The organism is Kluyvera sp. 142486, assembly GCF_046569695.1.
Lineage (GTDB): Bacteria > Pseudomonadota > Gammaproteobacteria > Enterobacterales > Enterobacteriaceae > Kluyvera.
This window is the reverse complement of record NZ_JBKHUI010000010.1, coordinates 95,706-112,027: the sequence shown is the minus strand read 5'-3', so window position 1 is coordinate 112,027 and position 16,322 is coordinate 95,706. Positions and strand designations below refer to the sequence as shown.

The window sequence follows — 16,322 nt, the reverse complement described above, 5'->3', positions numbered from 1 at the left end:
ACTATTATATCAATTAAGTCGGCTTTGACGGCAGGTGCTATAAAGAGAACAGGAATGGCAAACAAATATCTCAATTACAACACGCGAACGGAAGCACTTCGACAGTTAAAAGAACCGGGGGACAGTATTCTGGTGGTACCCTATAACGATAGTGGCTTTCAGCGGGAGTCGACCAGTTTAAAGGCCGCCGCCATTAAGCAGAGTATGAAGATCGAGTTAAAATCCGTGCTGTTGGTGGTGGAAGGGGAATTACCGCAGCGGTTTTTACGCGTGACCAAAGTAGCGTAATCAGAGATGTGCTACCGCTAATAATAATAAAGCTCCCTTAGGAGCCTTATTATTATTTAACGATTTGGGCGTTGAGTACGACGCCTTTGTCTTCCATAATCCTCAGCAGGTGGCCTGCTTTTCCCCAGTCGCCGTTAGACTGCTGGCGCCAGCCCTTTTCCACCAGGAACTCTTTAGCGGCAATGCCTTTCATACCCAGGATGGTTTCTGCCTCGCCTACGATCTGACCATACTTTTTACTCGCAGCAGTTGCGGGTTTAGGCGTTGTTTTGGCAAGCGGTTTGCCTGCATTAGCAGCGTTCTGCGCCTTGGTTTTGTTGATGTCGCAGGTGACGCCTTCTGTCATCTGTGTACAGCCGGAACGGATGAGCTGCTCACGGTATTTGGCATTAATCGCGTGAGCCGGAGCGGAGGCCACGACGGCGAAGGCCAGCGCGGAAAGCATGATTTTTTTCATTAAGGATGATACCTGTGTTGTGTGTTTCATTATATCCATTGCCGTTTTTATATACTAAAAACTGAAGAGGGATCGTACCAATCAGTCCGTCGTAAAATAGCACCTGCAACGGTATTCTATTGATGACTACTTTTTCTCATCGCGATAGCGGCGAGCATTATCGTACAGATTGACGCACATCGTATGACCTCACAAAAAATCCCCCCCATCACCAGGGGGGTTGTCTACCACAGACTAAAAAAGAATGATGAACAGCTTACATACGTTTGAGGCACATAGTGCAACAGAGCTACTAAGGCGACGATGAGGGAGTGAACTAGCGCCTTCATCGGCATAGCCACCAGTCCCTGAGATAGCGTCAGGGTCAGGTTTAACGTCGTTAGCGATACGGTAATCACTGCCATCGTCAATGCGAACGTAATGCCCATAATCCAACCTAGAGAACAGCAAGCGCGTAGTAATACCATTTTGAAAATCCCCTACATCAAACACGCTACTGTGCTTTAGTCAGTTGTGGCGAAAATAAAAATATCGTGAATAATACCGTTTAACCGCCGTGATTTAATTACGTATCTAATAAACTGAATATTCCTCGCACGGTTAAGCCTAAAAACATCAGCGTTTTTTTCATTTTTACGTAAAAGTAATTACGTTGGCCTATCGACAATCGGTATAAATAAAAGAATCTATTTATTCGGTTGTTTCCGGATTGTTTTCCCGATACAGCATGAGCGCTTCGGTAATAATCTGCTGCTTACTTTTTCGCGTTTGGCTGGCGACTTCACGAACGTATTCACATAGGTCATCTGCGACGCGCGCGCTCAGCATCGTCAGCCCCGCATTCAGGCTTTCGCCACGACGTCGGCGCTGAGCAGGATAGGTTCTGGCGTGTTTCATGCGATTCTCCACGTCACCCGAGACATTATTTTTCTGCATGAAATATGAATGCGCGTAAATGACATGTCAACGCACGAATAATGGCTTAGATATTGTATTAAAAACGTTAAGTATGAAGGGAATTATCCGACGTTGATTTCGAATGAAAGGCCAGGTTGTGCGTAATGAAGCTTCAGTTATTTTTTGATGTTTGCTGTTACATTTTGAAGTGGGAATGAACGCAGGAAAAATGTGCGGTAGACCTTGTCAGGCTATTGAACAGAAGAAAATTCAGTCTGGGCAATGCATTACGTTATCTTAAGGAGTAGGGGAGTGCTCCCCGAGGTTTGTATGATTTATTGATCTCCATTGCGCCGTTATTCATTATTTAATGGGAAATTAGTGGTTTTGTAACCCGGTTACTAGTACGAGAATGGTCAATTTTCTCGCAACAGTTTTTTAAAAAAAAGCGGAGGTATATCGCTTTATGGGCATAGGAAAAATGATCGGTATTTGATTAATATCAAGAATAGAAAAGCACCCGTAATACTTAAAATGGCCGGACGATGCCAAAAAAATAGTTTTAAAATTAATCATTAGCGTAGAAAGCGATAATATTCATGGAGGGGAACCCATGTTTTTCATTCATGTCACAGCCTGCATGGCATTTCTGCAGATTTTCTACCATGCTCAAGGTATAAAGCTTATCGCGTCGCCGCACTCACTTATAGCCAGGTAGCGTTAATGCGCAATGTTCTTATTCCCACCATCGCCGCGGCGCTTCTGCTGATTTCCGGTATCTTTATCCTCAATGCCCAACTCTGGTATTCGCTGCGCTCTGAACGCCTGGCGGGGGCACACTATGCGGCGCGGAATATTGCCACCATGCTGGATGAAGCGCGGGAGGCCAGTCGGGAGGCGGGTGGGGTTATTGTCAAAGGTTGTGATGAGAAGGGTCAATATCAGTTGGGTACGCAAGCAGCGTTACAGCCGCATTTACGCACACTCCTTATCTTTAATGATGGCAGGGTGTGGTGTTCCTCCTTGCCGGGTAATCATATACTGCTGCTGCATGTGGCAGAGATCCCAGAGATGTCGCTGCTGCTATTGTCAAAGGCGAGTACGGTTGACGACCGCCCGGTGCTCCTGTTCCAGAGCCGTTTTGCCGGTAAACGAATCATCATCACCATTAGCGATCGTCACATTCGTGACGTACTCAATACGCCGCTTCGCGATGCAAATTATTCACTGGTGGTTGATAACCAGGTGATGGGCCTGCACGGCGATATCTATCCTCGGGCAGAGAATCTGCCCGGTCACAGCATGGTGAGTGCAGAGCGCTATCCTTTTGGTATCCAGTACAACCTCCCCGTGTTGTTCAGCGCCGGGCGGCTGATTCATCAAGGAGGCGGGATTCTCATTTTCCTGCTACTGCTCTCCGGCGTTGCCGCCTATACGCTGTTTAAATACCTCAATAAAAGCACGACGCCGGAAGAGACGCTGCGCAAAGCAATTGCGAAAGGGGAAATTGTGCCTTACTACCAGCCCATCGTAAACGGCCGGGAAGGGACGCTGCGCGGCGTGGAGGTACTGGCCCGTTGGAAGCACCCCAAAGCAGGATTTATCTCGCCCTCGGTCTTTATTCCGGCTGCCGAAAAATCGGGCTTGATTGTACCGTTAACCCGCTGCCTGATGGCGCAGGTGGTGGCGCATATGAATGCCATTGAGAGTAAGCTACCGGAAGGTTTTCACATCGGGATTAATTTCAGCGCGTCGCACATTGTGGCACCAGGTTTTGTGGCCGAGTGTCTGGCGTACAAGCAGAATTTTTCCCGTCCGGATTTGAATCTGGTGATTGAAGTCACGGAGCGGGAACCCCTGCATGTTGATGAGCATCTGATTCAGACGCTAAACGTGCTGCATGAAAATGGCTTTGCTATTGCGCTGGATGATTTCGGCACCGGCTACTCTGGGCTCTCTTACCTGCACGACCTGCATATTGACTACATCAAAATCGATCAGAGCTTTGTCAGCCGGGTAAACGCCTATGAGGACTCGACGCTGATTCTGGATTCCGTGCTCGAACTCGCGCGTAAACTCTCAATCAGCATTGTTGCTGAAGGGGTCGAGACTCAGGCGCAGCTCGATTACCTCAGCCGAAATAACATCACCTACCTGCAGGGATTCTATTTTTTCAAACCCGTATCCCTGCCTGAGCTAGTCAAAATTCTTCTGTCGAAACCCAAGGTCAGGGTGGTTGTTGAATAGCGCAGACCGCTAGCGGCGTGATTCGGTGGCAATCTTGATCGCCAGCCCCGTCAAAACGCCGCCCATCAGCCAGCGCTGAATGGTGCCAAACGAGGGGCGACGCACCAGAAACAGCGCAATGGTCCCGGCGGAAAGCGCCACCAGCGCGTTGATCGACACGCTAATCACAATCTGCGTCATACCGAGCATCAACGACTGCGTCAGCACGCTGCCGCTTGCAGGGTTGATAAATTGCGGCAGTAGTGAAAGATAGACGATGGCAATTTTAGGGTTCAGCAGATTGGTCAGAAAGCCCATCAGGAAAAGCTTGCGTGAGCTGTGCTTCGGCAACTCTTTAAGCTGAAACGGCGAGCGTCCGCCGGGGCGTACCGATTGCCACGCCATCCACAGTAGGTAAATAACCCCAGCGATGCGCAGAGCATCATAGGCGTAGGGCACGGCCATCATCAGTGCGGTTAAGCCAAAAGCGGCGCTGACCATATAGAAGATAAAGCCCAGCGCTACGCCGCCGAGCGAGACCAGCCCCGCAGTGCGCCCTTGCGAAATGGAACGTGAAATCAGGTAGATCATATTGGGGCCTGGGGTAAGGGCCATACCGAGTGAGACGAGGGCGAAAGCGAGAATGTTGTGGGACTCTGACATGGGTAACTCCAGCGGGGCGAGGAGTTTTTATACTACGATGTCTGATGAAAGCGGGCGAGACAATTGTTGGTAGGGAGTCGTTCCCGGCGGCGCTTCGCTTGGCCGGTCTACACATTTTGTAGCCCGGGCGAGGCGTTTACGCCGACCCCGGGGCCTCCACGCATCCAAAAAAAAGCCCGCATCGGATGCGGGCAAAAATACTGGAAGCAATGTGAGCAATGTCGTACCGAATACCTGAGTGATTTGCTCAACTATTCGGTAATGAGAAAGATAATATTTCTCATTTAAGATATCAACCCTATCTTTTGTGTAAAAGCGATTTTTTTATTCAAGGGTGAAAACCGTACGTTTCTGACTGTCATCCAGCGGCCAGGCGGTGGCAACGTTTTGCAGCGCCACGGGCGTGGTCGCGATGGTAAAACCACCTGCGACCGCCGCATTCAGCATCTCACCGGTAGCCTGCAACAGATGCGCCATCGGCAGGCTGCCAATCCCGCTACCCATTAGTTGCAGCGGGGCAGAACGCAGCACCGCGCCGTTAAGGGCAATATCGTTTCCCGCGAGCGACCCGACCTGTACGTAGCGAATCGGTGTGTTGCCTGGACTGTATTTCGCCAGCGCAGGCAGCATCAGTTCCGCGCTGTGTCCCCAGAGATAATCGACGACGACATCAATGCCCTGGTTGGCCTGAACGGCGAATTCCGCGCTGAGAGTGGTGTCATCACCGGTGAGCAGAATGGTGGCATCAGCGCCCAGCGTCGCCAGCGCGTTGGCGTTACGCCCGGTGGCGATCACCTTTTTGGCGCCGAGATAGCGGGCAATCTGCACTGCTAGTTGCCCGGCGCTGCCGGTAGCGCCGTTTATCAGGACGGTTTCACCAGCCTGGAAATTCGCCCGCTTTACCAGCGCCGCCCATGCGGACATGCCTGGGTTGGCCATTGCGGCGGCGGTGACATCATCTAAACCATCCGGCAGCGTAAAGCAGTTCTGGCGAGCGACGGGGGCGTACTGCGCCATGCTGCCCCATGGCGCGGTCGGGAAGGCGAAATAGACTCGCTCGCCGGTAGGGAGCGTGCCAGTACCGTCGATACCCACCACAAACGGCAGCGTGCCGTCAAAGCTGTAGTGTTTGCCGGAGGCACGGCTTTTCACCACGTGGCTGATGGCGGCGGCACGGACGCGAATCAGCGTCTGCTGCTCTCCCACCTGCGGTTCATCAAAATCAGCCCATACCGGGCCCTGGGCGAGGTCAAAGACCACGGCTGCTTTCATAATTCTGTCTCCATAGGGTTTTTATGTGTAAAATGCACATATCAGATAACGGCACTATACTCGGTTGGCAAATATATGCAATATGCACATAATAATTATGACATCACGGATTTCCACGGCGCGCTGCTGGATATCATCGGCGTAATGAACCAGCCCGCACGCGATGAGCAGCTGTTACAGGCGGCAGGCGTGCAGCTGGAACAGCTGCTGTTTCCACTGCTGGTGGCGATTGGCCGCTGCGGGCCGATAGGGGTGGTGGAGTTAGCCGATAACCTCGGACGGGATTACACCACCGTTAGCCGCCAGGTGAAGAAGCTTGAAGCGCAGGGGTTGGCACATAAGCAACCGAATGCAAGTGATAGGCGGATTAGCGAAGTGACGCTGAGCGAACAGGGGCTGGCGATTTTTGCGCAGATAGCGTTAGCGAGACAAACGCTGATGAATCGGGTGCTGGCGAACTGGTCGCCGGAAGAGGTGCAGGCGCTGTTCACGCTAACGCGTAAATACGCCGATAGCCTGAAGCAGCAATCAGCCGCCTGACGAGCGTCAGGCGGCCTGAGACATTACGCCGATTTGGTTGCCGCTTTCATACTGGTGACAAAGCTTGAAAGCTCATCCAGCATTGCCTGCGGGTTCTCGACGTTACGCTCAATGATTTTGACAATCGCAGAGCCCGAGATAGCACCGGCAGAGCCAGCGTCGATGGTCGCCGTCACCTGATCCGGCGCGGAGATACCAAAGCCCTGTAGCGGCGGTGCCGCATTGTACTCAGCCAGTTTTTCCACCAGATGATGCAGCGGCAGCGCAGCGCGGGTTTCGGTACCGGTTACGCCTGCACGGGAGAGCAGGTAGGTATAGCCCCGGCCGTGCTCGGCAATCTGGCGCAGCAGTTCATCGTCGGCGTTTGGCGGGCAGATGAAGATAGGCGCGACGTTATGGCGCATTGCAGCCTGACGGAACGGTGCGGACTCTTCCACCGGCACGTCGGCAACCAGCACCGAATCGACGCCCACGCGAGCGCACTCGGCGTAGAATTCATCGATACCGCGGTTGAAGACCAGGTTGGCGTACATCAGCAGGCCAATCGGAATCGTCGGGTACTTCTGGCGGATTGCCGCCAGCATCTCAAAGCACTGGGTCGGCGTAACGCCCGATGCAAAGGCGCGCAGGGTAGCGTTCTGAATCGTTGGGCCATCGGCCAGCGGGTCAGAGAACGGGATCCCCAGCTCCAGCGCGTCAGCACCCGCGGAAATCAGCGTGTCGATAATCTTCAGCGACTGCTCTGGGTTCGGGTCACCCAGGGTGACGAAGGGAACAAATGCGCCTTCCTTGCGGGCCTTCAGTTGAGCAAACAGGTTGTCATAGCGTTCCATCAGATTTCCCCTCGCGCTTTCAGAATATCGTGTACGGTAAAGATGTCTTTGTCGCCGCGACCGGACAGGTTCACGACCAGCAGCTGCTCTTTTTCTGGGTTTTCACGCATCATTTTCAGCGCGTGGGCCAGAGCGTGGGAAGACTCCAGCGCCGGAATGATCCCTTCGTGGCGGCTGAGCTCTTTGAACGCGTCCAGCGCTTCGTTATCGGTAATCGATACGTATTCGGCGCGACCAATGCTGTTCAGGAAGGCGTGCTGTGGCCCAACGGATGGGAAATCCAGACCGGCAGAGATAGAGTAAGATTCTTCAATCTGGCCTTCATCCGTCTGCATCATCGGTGATTTCATACCGAAGTAGATGCCAACGCGACCGTGCTTCAGCGGCGCGCCGTGTTCGCCAGTTTCGATACCGTGACCGGCAGGCTCAACGCCAATCAGGCCGACGCTGGTTTCTTCGATAAAGTCGGCGAACATGCCGATGGCATTAGAACCGCCGCCGACACAGGCAATCACTGCATCCGGCAGGCGACCTTCTTTTTCGCGGATCTGCACTTTGGTCTCTTCACCAATCATGCGCTGGAACTCACGTACGATGGTTGGGAACGGGTGCGGGCCTGCGGCGGTACCGAGCATGTAGTGCGCGGTTTCATAGCTGCCAGACCAGTCGCGCAGCGCTTCGTTACAAGCATCTTTCAGGGTAGCGGAGCCGCTGTGTACCGCGATAACTTCTGCACCCATCAAGCGCATACGGAAGACGTTCGGCGACTGACGCTCGATATCTTTCGCGCCCATATAGATGCGGCACTTCAGGCCGAGCAGGGCGCAGGCGAGTGCGGAAGCTACACCGTGCTGACCGGCACCGGTTTCGGCGATGATCTCGGTTTTGCCCATCCGTTTCGCCAGCAGCGCCTGGCCCAGCACCTGGTTGGTTTTGTGCGCGCCACCGTGTAGTAAATCTTCACGCTTGAGGTACAGCGTGGTTTTGGTGCCTGCGGTCAGGTTGCGGCACTTGGTCAGGGCCGTTGGACGACCGGCATAGTTTTTCAGCAGGTCAGTAAACTCTGCCTGAAACGCAGGGTCTTTCTGGGCGCTGACGAAAGCCTCTTCCAGCTGGCGCAGGGCGGGCATCAGAATCTGTGGAACGTACATTCCGCCAAATTCACCAAAATAGGGGTTCAGTAAAGTGCTCATTATTGCTCCTTAATATGCGCGCAGCGTTTGAAATGCCGAGGCCAGTTTGCTGGCATCTTTAATACCCGGCTGTGACTCTACGCCTGAATTGAAATCCAGCCCGACGCAGCCGCTTTTGGCCGCTTCTACGCAGTTATCTGCGCTTAAACCACCGGCCAGAATCACATTGCTCAGATCCTGACCTTGTAACAGTGCCCAGTCGAAACGCTGCCCGGAACCGCCCTGACCGTTGTCGAACACGTATTTATCGACGTGGTTGAGGTCACGAGGTGGCAGTGAGTCGGCGACGCTCAGCGCTTTCCAGATTTGCACGTTGGCAGGCAGTTCGGCACGTAGCGCGTCGATATAAGACTGGTCTTCGCTGCCGTGCAGTTGAACGGCTTTAAGCTGTAGCGTGGTTGCACGTTCCACAACCTCGGCCGTTGGGGTATTACGGAACACGCCCACGTAGGCAAGCGGTGCGCCATTCATCACGTTACGCGCCTGCGTGTCGTTCACCGCACGCGGTGAGGTAGGCACAAAAATCAGGCCGCCGTAGATAGCACCGGCTTCATAGGCCGCCTGCGCATCCTGTGGACGGGTCAGCCCGCAGACTTTGTTTTCGCCTAGCAGCACGCGGCGCACCGCGGCGTTCAGGTCATCGTAAGCCATCATCGCCGAGCCAATCAGGAAGCCGTTGGCGAAGTGGCTCAGGTCACGAACCTGCGCATTGGTATTGATGCCGGATTCGCTGATCACCGTGACATCATGGCCCAGACGCGGCGCCAGCTGGCGAGTGCGGTTCAAATCGATAGAGAGGTCGCGCAGATCGCGGTTGTTGATACCCACAACTTTTGCCTTCAGCGCAATCGCGCGTTCCAGCTCTTCTTCATTACTGACTTCGGTCAGCACGCCCATATTCAGGCTATGCGCTACCGCCGCGAGTTGACGATACTGCTCGTCGTCCAGCACCGAGAGCATCAGCAGGCAGGCGTCTGCCTGGTAGAAACGCGCCAGGTAGATCTGATAGGCATCGATAATAAAGTCTTTGCACAGAATCGGCTGCGGCGCGATGCCGCTGACGATAGGCAGGAAGTCGAAGCTGCCCTGAAAATACTTCTCATCGGTCAGTACGGAAATTGCCGAGGCGTAGTGCTTATAAACGTTAGCAATGCGCGCCGGGTCGAAATCATCGCGGATCACCCCTTTCGACGGAGAGGCTTTTTTGCACTCCAGAATAAAGGCGGTGCGGGTGCCGCGCAGCGCATCATAGAAGCTGCGCTGGCTTGGCTGTACATCGTTCTGGAACGAGGCTAACGGTTGTTGCTGCTTGCGGGCTTCTACCCAAATCGCTTTATCGGCAACGATTTTTGCTAATACGGTCTGCATTTCTTATCCTCTTGCCGCTAATGCGGTGACGCGGTCGTAGGCTGCACCACTGTGCAGAACATCCAGCACTTGTTGTACGTTGGCTTTCAGGTCTTCATGACCGTACAGGCGCATCAGCATGGCGACGTTGACCGCCACCGCGGACTCATGGGCCGCTTCACCTTTACCTTGTAGCAAGCGCGTCAGAATGTCACGGTTTTCTTCCGGCGTGCCACCGGCCAGTTCAGCCTGATGATACGGCTTGAGGCCAAAGTCATCGGCGGTCAGCTGATAGCTCTTAATTTCGCCGTTATTCAGCTCCGCTACTACCGTTGGGGCATGCAGCGACACTTCGTCCATTCCGCCGCTATGAACCACTGCGGCACGCTGGTAGCCCAGTACACGCAGGGTTTCAGCAATCGGCAGCACCAGTTCCGGGCTGTAGACGCCAATCAGCGCCAGCGGCGGGTGCGCCGGGTTAATCAGCGGCCCCAGCACGTTGAACAGGGTGCGGGTTTTTAGCTGCTGGCGAACCGGCATCGCATGGCGGAAACCGGTGTGATACTTCGGTGCAAACAGGAAGCACACCCCGAGTTCATCCAGCGCCTGGCGCGATTTGTCGGCGTTCATATCGAGATTAATGCCGAAGGCGGCCAGCAGGTCGGAAGAGCCAGACTTACTGGAGACGCTGCGGTTGCCGTGCTTGGCGACCTTCAGACCACACGCCGCGGCAACGAAGGCGCTGGCGGTAGAAATGTTGATGCTGTTGCTGCCGTCGCCACCGGTACCGACGATATCGGCAAACGGGTAGTCCGGACGTGGGAACGGCGCGGCGTTTTCCAGCAGGGCGGTGGCGGCACCGGCAATCTCATTCGGGCTTTCACCACGAATTTTCATGCTCACCAGCGCGGCGGCCAGCTGTTCCGGCTTCACTTCACCGCGCACCACGGCCGAGAAGAGCTGATGGCTTTCCTGCTGACTCAGGGTTTCGGCCTGGTACAGTTTTTCCAGAATCGGCTGCAGGGTGTTGCTCTGCTCCAGCTTCTGCAACGCCCACGCCAGCGTTTGTTCCAACAGGCGAGCGCCCTGCGTGGTCAGAATAGATTCCGGGTGGAACTGGAAGCCGCAGACGCGATCCGCGTCATGACGTACCGCCATCACCATGCCGTTGAAATGGGCGTTGATGGTTAAACCGGCCGGAATGTTGCTGCCTACCAAAGAGTGGTAGCGCGCCACCGGCAGCGGGTTGCTTAAGCCGGCAAACATCGCCTGGCCGTCGTGTTCAATGCTGGAGGCTTTACCGTGCAGGATTTCGCCTGCCTGACCAACGTATCCGCCGTAGGCTTCAACAATCGCCTGATGACCGAGGCAGATACCGATGATCGGCAGCTTACCGCGCATGCGGGTCAGCAACTCCGGCATACAGCCCGCTTCAGACGGTGCGCCGGGGCCTGGGGAGAGCATCAGCACCGGGTTATCCATGGTACCCAGACGCTCAATTAAGGTCTGTGCTGGAACGTGGTTACGGTAAATCACCACGTTGTGGCCGTTTGCGCGCAGCTGATCTGCCAGGTTGTAAGTAAAGGAGTCGATGTTATCGAGCAGCAGAATGTCAGCCATCAGAAAATCTCCTGTGCATGATGAGCGGTGGCGATGGCGCGCAGAACCGCACGAGCTTTATTACGGGTTTCGTCGGCTTCAGACTGCGGAACGGAATCCAGAACCACCCCAGCGCCTGCCTGAACGGTCGCAATGCCGTTTTCGACGAACGCGGAGCGGATAACGATGCAGGTATCGAGGTCGCCGTGGGCGGTAAAGTAGCCCACCGCGCCGCCGTAGCTGCCGCGACGCTTGCCTTCAGCGGCAGCAATCAGCTGCATCGCACGTACTTTAGGTGCGCCGCTCAGGGTGCCCATGTTCATGCAGGCACGGTAGGCGTGCAGCACGTCGAGGTCTTTACGCAACTCACCGACTACGCGTGAGACGAGGTGCATCACAAAGGAGTAACGGTCAACTTTGGTCAGGTCTGCCACGTAGCGGCTGCCCGGCGTACAGATACGCGCCAGATCGTTACGTGCCAGGTCGACCAGCATCAGATGCTCGGAGAGCTCTTTATGGTCGGTACGCATTTCAAGCTCAATGCGGCTGTCGAGGTCGCGGTCCAGCGAGCCGTCGGCGCGGCGGCCGCGTGGGCGGGTACCGGCAATCGGGTAGATCTCAATCTGGCGGTTGGTCGCGTCATACTTCAGCGAGCTTTCCGGTGAAGCGCCGAACAGCGAGAAGTCGTTGTCCTGCATAAAGAACATATACGGGCTTGGGTTGCTCTTTTTCAGCACGTCGTAGGCGGCGAGCGGAGAAGGGCAAGGCAGCGAGAAGCGACGAGACGGCACCACCTGGAAAATTTCCCCGGCGCGAATCGCTTTTTGCATCTTACGCACCACATCGCCGTATTCTTCGTCACTTTGGTTGGTTTCGCAGCGCATGGTGCTGATTTCATGCACCGGCAGCGCTGACGGCGGTTCGTTCAACTGCTGGCGAACCTGGGCAATGCGTTGCAGCAGACGGTCTTTCTCCGATTCGGATGGCGTAAACAGGCTCGCCTGAATGCGGGTGTTTTTGGTCTGGTGGTCAATGACCAGCAGCGTTTCGGCCAGATAGAAGCAATAGTCCGGGCAACTGGTATCGCTTTCCAGCTGCGGCAGGTCTTCAAAACCAGCGACCAGGTCGTAGGCAAACAGGCCGCCGAAGAACATCGCTTCACGTTCGTTTTGCGGAACGGTCACCAGCTCTTGTAACAGGCGGAAGGCGTCGAACACTGACAGTGAACACAGGCGAGCATCTTCATCCAGCAGCGTACTCACCGCCGGGAAGCGCAGCACGCGGCAGGTTGGCTGGCGGTTGTTTTCAACGCCCGCTGGCAGCGCGGCATCCAGCAGCGGCAGCAGAGAGGCACCGTTATCGGACAACGCCTGAATGGTGACGGTATCACCCAGCGCGGTGATGCGCAGCGCGCTATCGACCAGCAGCAGGCTCTTTAAATCGTTTTTGCTATCAATGTCGGCTGATTCAAGCAGCAGCGTCGCCGGGCGTGCACCGCACAGCTGATGGAACAGCGCGGTCGGATTCTCACGGTAAATCGCATCGCTGGTCAGAAGCTCGAGCATAGGTTTTTGTGTTTGCATCGTTGTTCTCGCCTGTTCTGAATGATTTTTACTTAATAAAAAGCCCGCTCATTGGCGGGCCGGGTATCTGTATGCATAACGCAGACGTGTTGGCTCCGCCCTACTGGGAAGTACGCCACCAACCGCCGTGCAGAGCAATGATTTTACGCATCATTTTTAGATACCTTTTACTAAGTGAACTTGCGTACTAGTTAACTAGTTCGAGAGGGCAAAGTCAACCCCTGATTTTAGAATTTCATGCAATGCCGTTATGATAGGCCGCGAATCCTTATAGGTAGTCCAATGGGAGCTGTTTTGAGCGACAACGAGTACGCCATCATTTATGACCTGCATAGCCACACGGTCGCCTCCGACGGACGACTGACGCCGGAAGCGCTGGTGCATCGTGCGCTGGAAAACCGTGTAGGCACGCTGGCTATCACCGACCATGATTCTGTCGCTGCCATTCCTGCCGCGCGAGCGGAAATTGCTCGTGCGGGTTTGCCGCTGACGCTGATTAGCGGCGTAGAGATCTCGACCCTGTGGGAAAATCACGAGATTCATATTGTTGGCCTGAATATTGATATTGCTAATCCGGCGCTCACCGCGTTTTTAAGCGCGCAGATAACACGCCGTGAGCAGCGTGGCGTGATGATCGCCGAGCGGCTGGAAAAAGCGCATATTCCGGGAGCCTGGGAAGCGGCGCAGAAGTACGCTGAGGGTGGGGCAGTGACGCGTGCGCACTTTGCACGATTCCTCGTCGAGCAGGGGAAAGCGAATAATATTGGCGATGTTTTTAAAAAGTACCTCGCGCGTGGGAAAACCGGATACGTTCCGCCACAGTGGTGTACAATAAAGGAAGCTATTGATGTCATTCATCATTCGGGTGGGGTAGCGGTATTGGCCCACCCGGGGCGGTACAATTTGTCCGCCAAGTGGCTGAAAAGATTGCTGGCACACTTTAGCGAACACGGCGGCGACGCGATGGAAGTCGCCCAGTGTCAGCAAGCGCCTCACGAGCGCGCTCAGCTTGCCACCTATGCCCGCGAATACGGTTTACTGGCGTCACAAGGGTCGGATTTCCATCAGCCCTGCCCGTGGATTGAACTGGGCCGCAAACTGTGGTTACCCGCAGGCGTCGAGGGTGTCTGGCAGCGCTGGGAGCAGCCGCAGAATCCAATTGAGAGGGAAGCATGAGTCAGTTTTTTTATATCCATCCGGATAACCCGCAGGCGCGTCTGATTAACCAGGCGGTCGAGATTGTGCGTAAGGGCGGCGTCATCGTCTACCCAACCGACTCCGGCTACGCGCTGGGCTGCAAAATTGAAGACAAAGGCGCGATGGAGCGTATCTGCCGCATCCGTCATCTGCCGGACGGCCACAACTTTACGCTGATGTGCCGCGACTTGTCCGAACTGTCGACCTACTCCTACGTCGATAACGTGGCGTTTCGCTTAATCAAAAACAACACGCCGGGCAACTACACCTTCATCCTCAAGGGCACCAAAGAAGTGCCGCGTCGTCTGCTGCAGGAAAAGCGTAAAACCATCGGCATGCGCGTACCGTCGAACCCGATTGCTCAGGCGCTGCTGGAAACATTGGGCGAGCCGATGCTGTCGACCTCCCTGATGCTGCCGGGCAGTGATTTCACTGAATCCGACCCGGAAGAGATCAAAGATCGTCTGGAGAAGCAGGTGGATCTGATTATCCACGGCGGCTATCTCGGCCAGCAACCCACCACTGTTATTGACCTGACTGAAGATTCTCCGGTCGTGGTGCGTGAAGGCGTCGGCGACGTAAAACCGTTCCTCTGATCCTTCCTGACCCGGCGATCCCCTCGCCGGGTACTTCATCTATTCCAGCTGACTTATCTGCTCCAGCATCCACTGCTGCGCTTTCGCCTGTCCGCTCGCCGGGCGGTAATACACTTTCAGGGTGTAGGGCGGAATAGGGAACGGCGGCGTGTGCAGGGTGAGCTGGCGGGTATCAAAAAGCTGGTGCACACCACGGCGCGGCAGGGTGATCGCCAGATCCGTGCGGCTGACGATAAACGGCGCGGACATTACGCTCGGCAATTCCACCACCGTGCGGCGGCTTACGTGGCGCGAGGCAAGATAGCTGTCGATAGGACGATGGTGCTCGTTCCACGGGCTGACCACCACGTGGCCCAGCTGCAGGTAAGTTTCTGCTGTCAGTATCTCGTTAACCAACGGATGCCCTTTGCGCACCGCCACCACGTAGTCGTCGGTAAACAGCTCCAGTGACGCCAGGCCATGGCGGGGCTGCACGTTCTCTTCCTCAAAACCGATGGCAAAATTGACTCTACCAGTCAGCAGTTCTTCCAGTGCGTCATATTCGCGGGAGTAGACAATCCGCGTACGAATGCCGGGCGCACAGGCCTGAAGACGGGATATCAGCTCGGGGAAAAATACCGCGGCGGTGTAATCGGTGGCGGCAAAGGTGAAGATCTGGTTGCTGGTTTCAGGCTGAAAATGGTCGGCCTGACCCAGCTCGCCGTTCAGCGCCGATAATGCTCCGGCAATGGCGGGGAACAGCGATTCGGCGCGTAGGGTCGGCTGCATCTGACTACCCTGACGGCTGAATAACGGATCGTTGAGCGAGCTACGCAGGCGACTTAATGCGTGGCTGAATGCCGAAGGGCTCATGGCGAGTTCACTGGCGGCTTCGGCCACGCGACGATGGCGATAGAGGGCGTCGAAGACCAGCAGCAGGTTAAGGTCCAACAGGCGAAGATTACGATGCATGATATTCAGTTTACCGGTGAAAAGAATGCAGCGTATTCATATCATGCTGGCGCTAGAATAGCGAACATCAACTGAAAGCGTATCTCTGGAGGTACTGTGTCACACGCTATTTTCCGTCAGGCCACTCCGTCCGACATCGACCGTTGTTATGAAATTGAATCCGCAGCCTACCCGGCAGACGAAGCGGCAACGCGGGAGAAAATTGCTATCCGCATCGGCCGCTACCCGCAGGGCTTTATGTGCATGGAGCAGGATGGCGATATTATCGGCTTTATCAACGCTGGCTGCGCTTGGGATGTGGTGATGTCCGATGAAGAGTTTAAAGAGCTGGTGGGCCATGATCCTAAAGCGCCAAACGTGGTGATTATGTCGGTGGTACTGCACCCGGATTATCAGGGCAAAGGTCTCTCCACCGTCATGATGCAGGCGTTTATCGAGCATCTGCGTCAGCAGGGAAAAACTGCTATCTATCTGATGTGTAAAGCACAGTATCTTGAGATGTATAAACGCTTTGGCTATCAGTTCCTGAAAAAATCTGACTCGACGCATGGTGGGGAGGAGTGGTTCGAAATGATGCAGGTGATTTAGCGTTTTATCCCGGCATCAGACTTCTTTTCGCCGCGACGGCCGATAAAGTGAAACAAAAGGGCAGGAACAAGCTGCCCTTTTCTCCTAAAATT

At 54.9% G+C, this 16,322-nt stretch carries 15 protein-coding genes, 1 pseudogene and 1 other annotated feature; of the genes and pseudogenes, 6 read left to right on the top strand and 10 right to left on the bottom strand.

What is annotated here, in order from left to right; all coding sequences use genetic code 11:
- The first annotated feature begins 54 nt into the window (after positions 1 to 54).
- Positions 55 to 288 (top strand): hypothetical protein, encoded by a 234-nt coding sequence (locus ACLGE8_RS12805; protein WP_410998953.1) that lies wholly within the window; start codon positions 55 to 57, stop codon positions 286 to 288.
- 286 nt (positions 289 to 574) lie between these two features.
- Here the strand turns inward: ACLGE8_RS12805 and ACLGE8_RS12800 are convergent.
- Positions 575 to 745: pseudogene (locus tag ACLGE8_RS12800) on the bottom strand (hypothetical protein); the annotation flags it as partial.
- Positions 746 to 1,435: 690 nt separating this feature from the next.
- Complete coding sequence (locus ACLGE8_RS12795; protein WP_410998951.1) at positions 1,436 to 1,642, bottom strand: hypothetical protein; 207 nt, start codon at positions 1,640 to 1,642, stop codon at positions 1,436 to 1,438.
- Positions 1,643 to 2,365: 723 nt separating this feature from the next.
- Between ACLGE8_RS12795 and ACLGE8_RS12790 the strand changes: the two genes are divergently transcribed.
- Entirely contained in the window at positions 2,366 to 3,889 is a 1,524-nt protein-coding gene (locus ACLGE8_RS12790; RefSeq protein ID WP_410998949.1) for an EAL domain-containing protein, read from the top strand.
- A 9-nt stretch (positions 3,890 to 3,898) separates the two neighbouring features.
- Here the strand turns inward: ACLGE8_RS12790 and ACLGE8_RS12785 are convergent, their stop codons facing one another.
- Positions 3,899 to 4,531, bottom strand: coding sequence for a LysE family translocator (locus tag ACLGE8_RS12785; protein WP_410998947.1), 633 nt, complete (start codon positions 4,529 to 4,531; stop codon positions 3,899 to 3,901).
- A gap of 324 nt (positions 4,532 to 4,855) precedes the next feature.
- A complete protein-coding gene (locus tag ACLGE8_RS12780) occupies positions 4,856 to 5,803 on the bottom strand; it encodes a quinone oxidoreductase family protein (protein ID WP_410998945.1) in 948 nt (315 codons plus the stop codon).
- Between the two features lie 75 nt (positions 5,804 to 5,878).
- Between ACLGE8_RS12780 and ACLGE8_RS12775 the strand changes: the two genes are divergently transcribed.
- Complete coding sequence (locus ACLGE8_RS12775) at positions 5,879 to 6,343, top strand: MarR family winged helix-turn-helix transcriptional regulator (protein ID WP_410998943.1); 465 nt, start codon at positions 5,879 to 5,881, stop codon at positions 6,341 to 6,343.
- 23 nt (positions 6,344 to 6,366) lie between these two features.
- On the opposite strand, the gene trpA is transcribed toward ACLGE8_RS12775, so the two are convergent.
- The 5 genes from trpA to ACLGE8_RS12750 are packed head-to-tail and all read right to left on the bottom strand — an operon-like array spanning position 6,367 to position 12,898.
- The gene (trpA, locus tag ACLGE8_RS12770) at positions 6,367 to 7,176 is read right to left on the bottom strand and encodes a tryptophan synthase subunit alpha (RefSeq protein WP_410998941.1); all 810 of its coding nucleotides are present in this window, start codon (positions 7,174 to 7,176) and stop codon (positions 6,367 to 6,369) included.
- Positions 7,176 to 8,369, bottom strand: coding sequence for a tryptophan synthase subunit beta (gene trpB / locus ACLGE8_RS12765; RefSeq protein ID WP_395594939.1), 1,194 nt, complete (start codon positions 8,367 to 8,369; stop codon positions 7,176 to 7,178). Before trpB ends, trpA begins: the two co-directional genes overlap by 1 nt.
- Before the next feature lie 9 nt (positions 8,370 to 8,378).
- On the bottom strand, positions 8,379 to 9,737 hold the full coding sequence (trpCF, locus tag ACLGE8_RS12760; RefSeq protein WP_410998939.1) for a bifunctional indole-3-glycerol-phosphate synthase TrpC/phosphoribosylanthranilate isomerase TrpF: 1,359 nt from the start codon (positions 9,735 to 9,737) through the stop codon (positions 8,379 to 8,381).
- A 3-nt stretch (positions 9,738 to 9,740) separates the two neighbouring features.
- Positions 9,741 to 11,336, bottom strand: a complete 1,596-nt coding sequence (trpD, locus tag ACLGE8_RS12755; RefSeq protein WP_410998937.1) for a bifunctional anthranilate synthase glutamate amidotransferase component TrpG/anthranilate phosphoribosyltransferase TrpD — start codon at positions 11,334 to 11,336, stop codon at positions 9,741 to 9,743.
- Positions 11,336 to 12,898, bottom strand: coding sequence for an anthranilate synthase component 1 (locus ACLGE8_RS12750; RefSeq protein WP_410998935.1), 1,563 nt, complete (start codon positions 12,896 to 12,898; stop codon positions 11,336 to 11,338). Before ACLGE8_RS12750 ends, trpD begins: the two co-directional genes overlap by 1 nt.
- Before the next feature lie 34 nt (positions 12,899 to 12,932).
- Positions 12,933 to 13,025, bottom strand: a sequence feature (Trp leader region).
- A gap of 167 nt (positions 13,026 to 13,192) precedes the next feature.
- Between ACLGE8_RS12750 and rnm the strand changes: the two genes are divergently transcribed.
- Positions 13,193 to 14,074 carry an RNase RNM gene (rnm, locus tag ACLGE8_RS12745; RefSeq protein ID WP_410999075.1) on the top strand — a complete coding sequence of 294 codons (882 nt, stop codon included), beginning with the start codon at positions 13,193 to 13,195 and terminating at the stop codon, positions 14,072 to 14,074.
- Positions 14,071 to 14,691 carry an L-threonylcarbamoyladenylate synthase gene (locus ACLGE8_RS12740; protein ID WP_368300866.1) on the top strand — a complete coding sequence of 207 codons (621 nt, stop codon included), beginning with the start codon at positions 14,071 to 14,073 and terminating at the stop codon, positions 14,689 to 14,691. Before rnm ends, ACLGE8_RS12740 begins: the two co-directional genes overlap by 4 nt.
- 39 nt (positions 14,692 to 14,730) lie before the next feature.
- On the opposite strand, the gene ACLGE8_RS12735 is transcribed toward ACLGE8_RS12740, so the two are convergent.
- Entirely contained in the window at positions 14,731 to 15,642 is a 912-nt protein-coding gene (locus ACLGE8_RS12735) for a LysR family transcriptional regulator (protein WP_410998933.1), read from the bottom strand.
- Positions 15,643 to 15,738: 96 nt separating this feature from the next.
- Between ACLGE8_RS12735 and ACLGE8_RS12730 the strand changes: the two genes are divergently transcribed.
- A complete protein-coding gene (locus tag ACLGE8_RS12730) occupies positions 15,739 to 16,230 on the top strand; it encodes a GNAT family N-acetyltransferase (protein WP_410998931.1) in 492 nt (163 codons plus the stop codon).
- Positions 16,231 to 16,322: the final 92 nt, after the last annotated feature.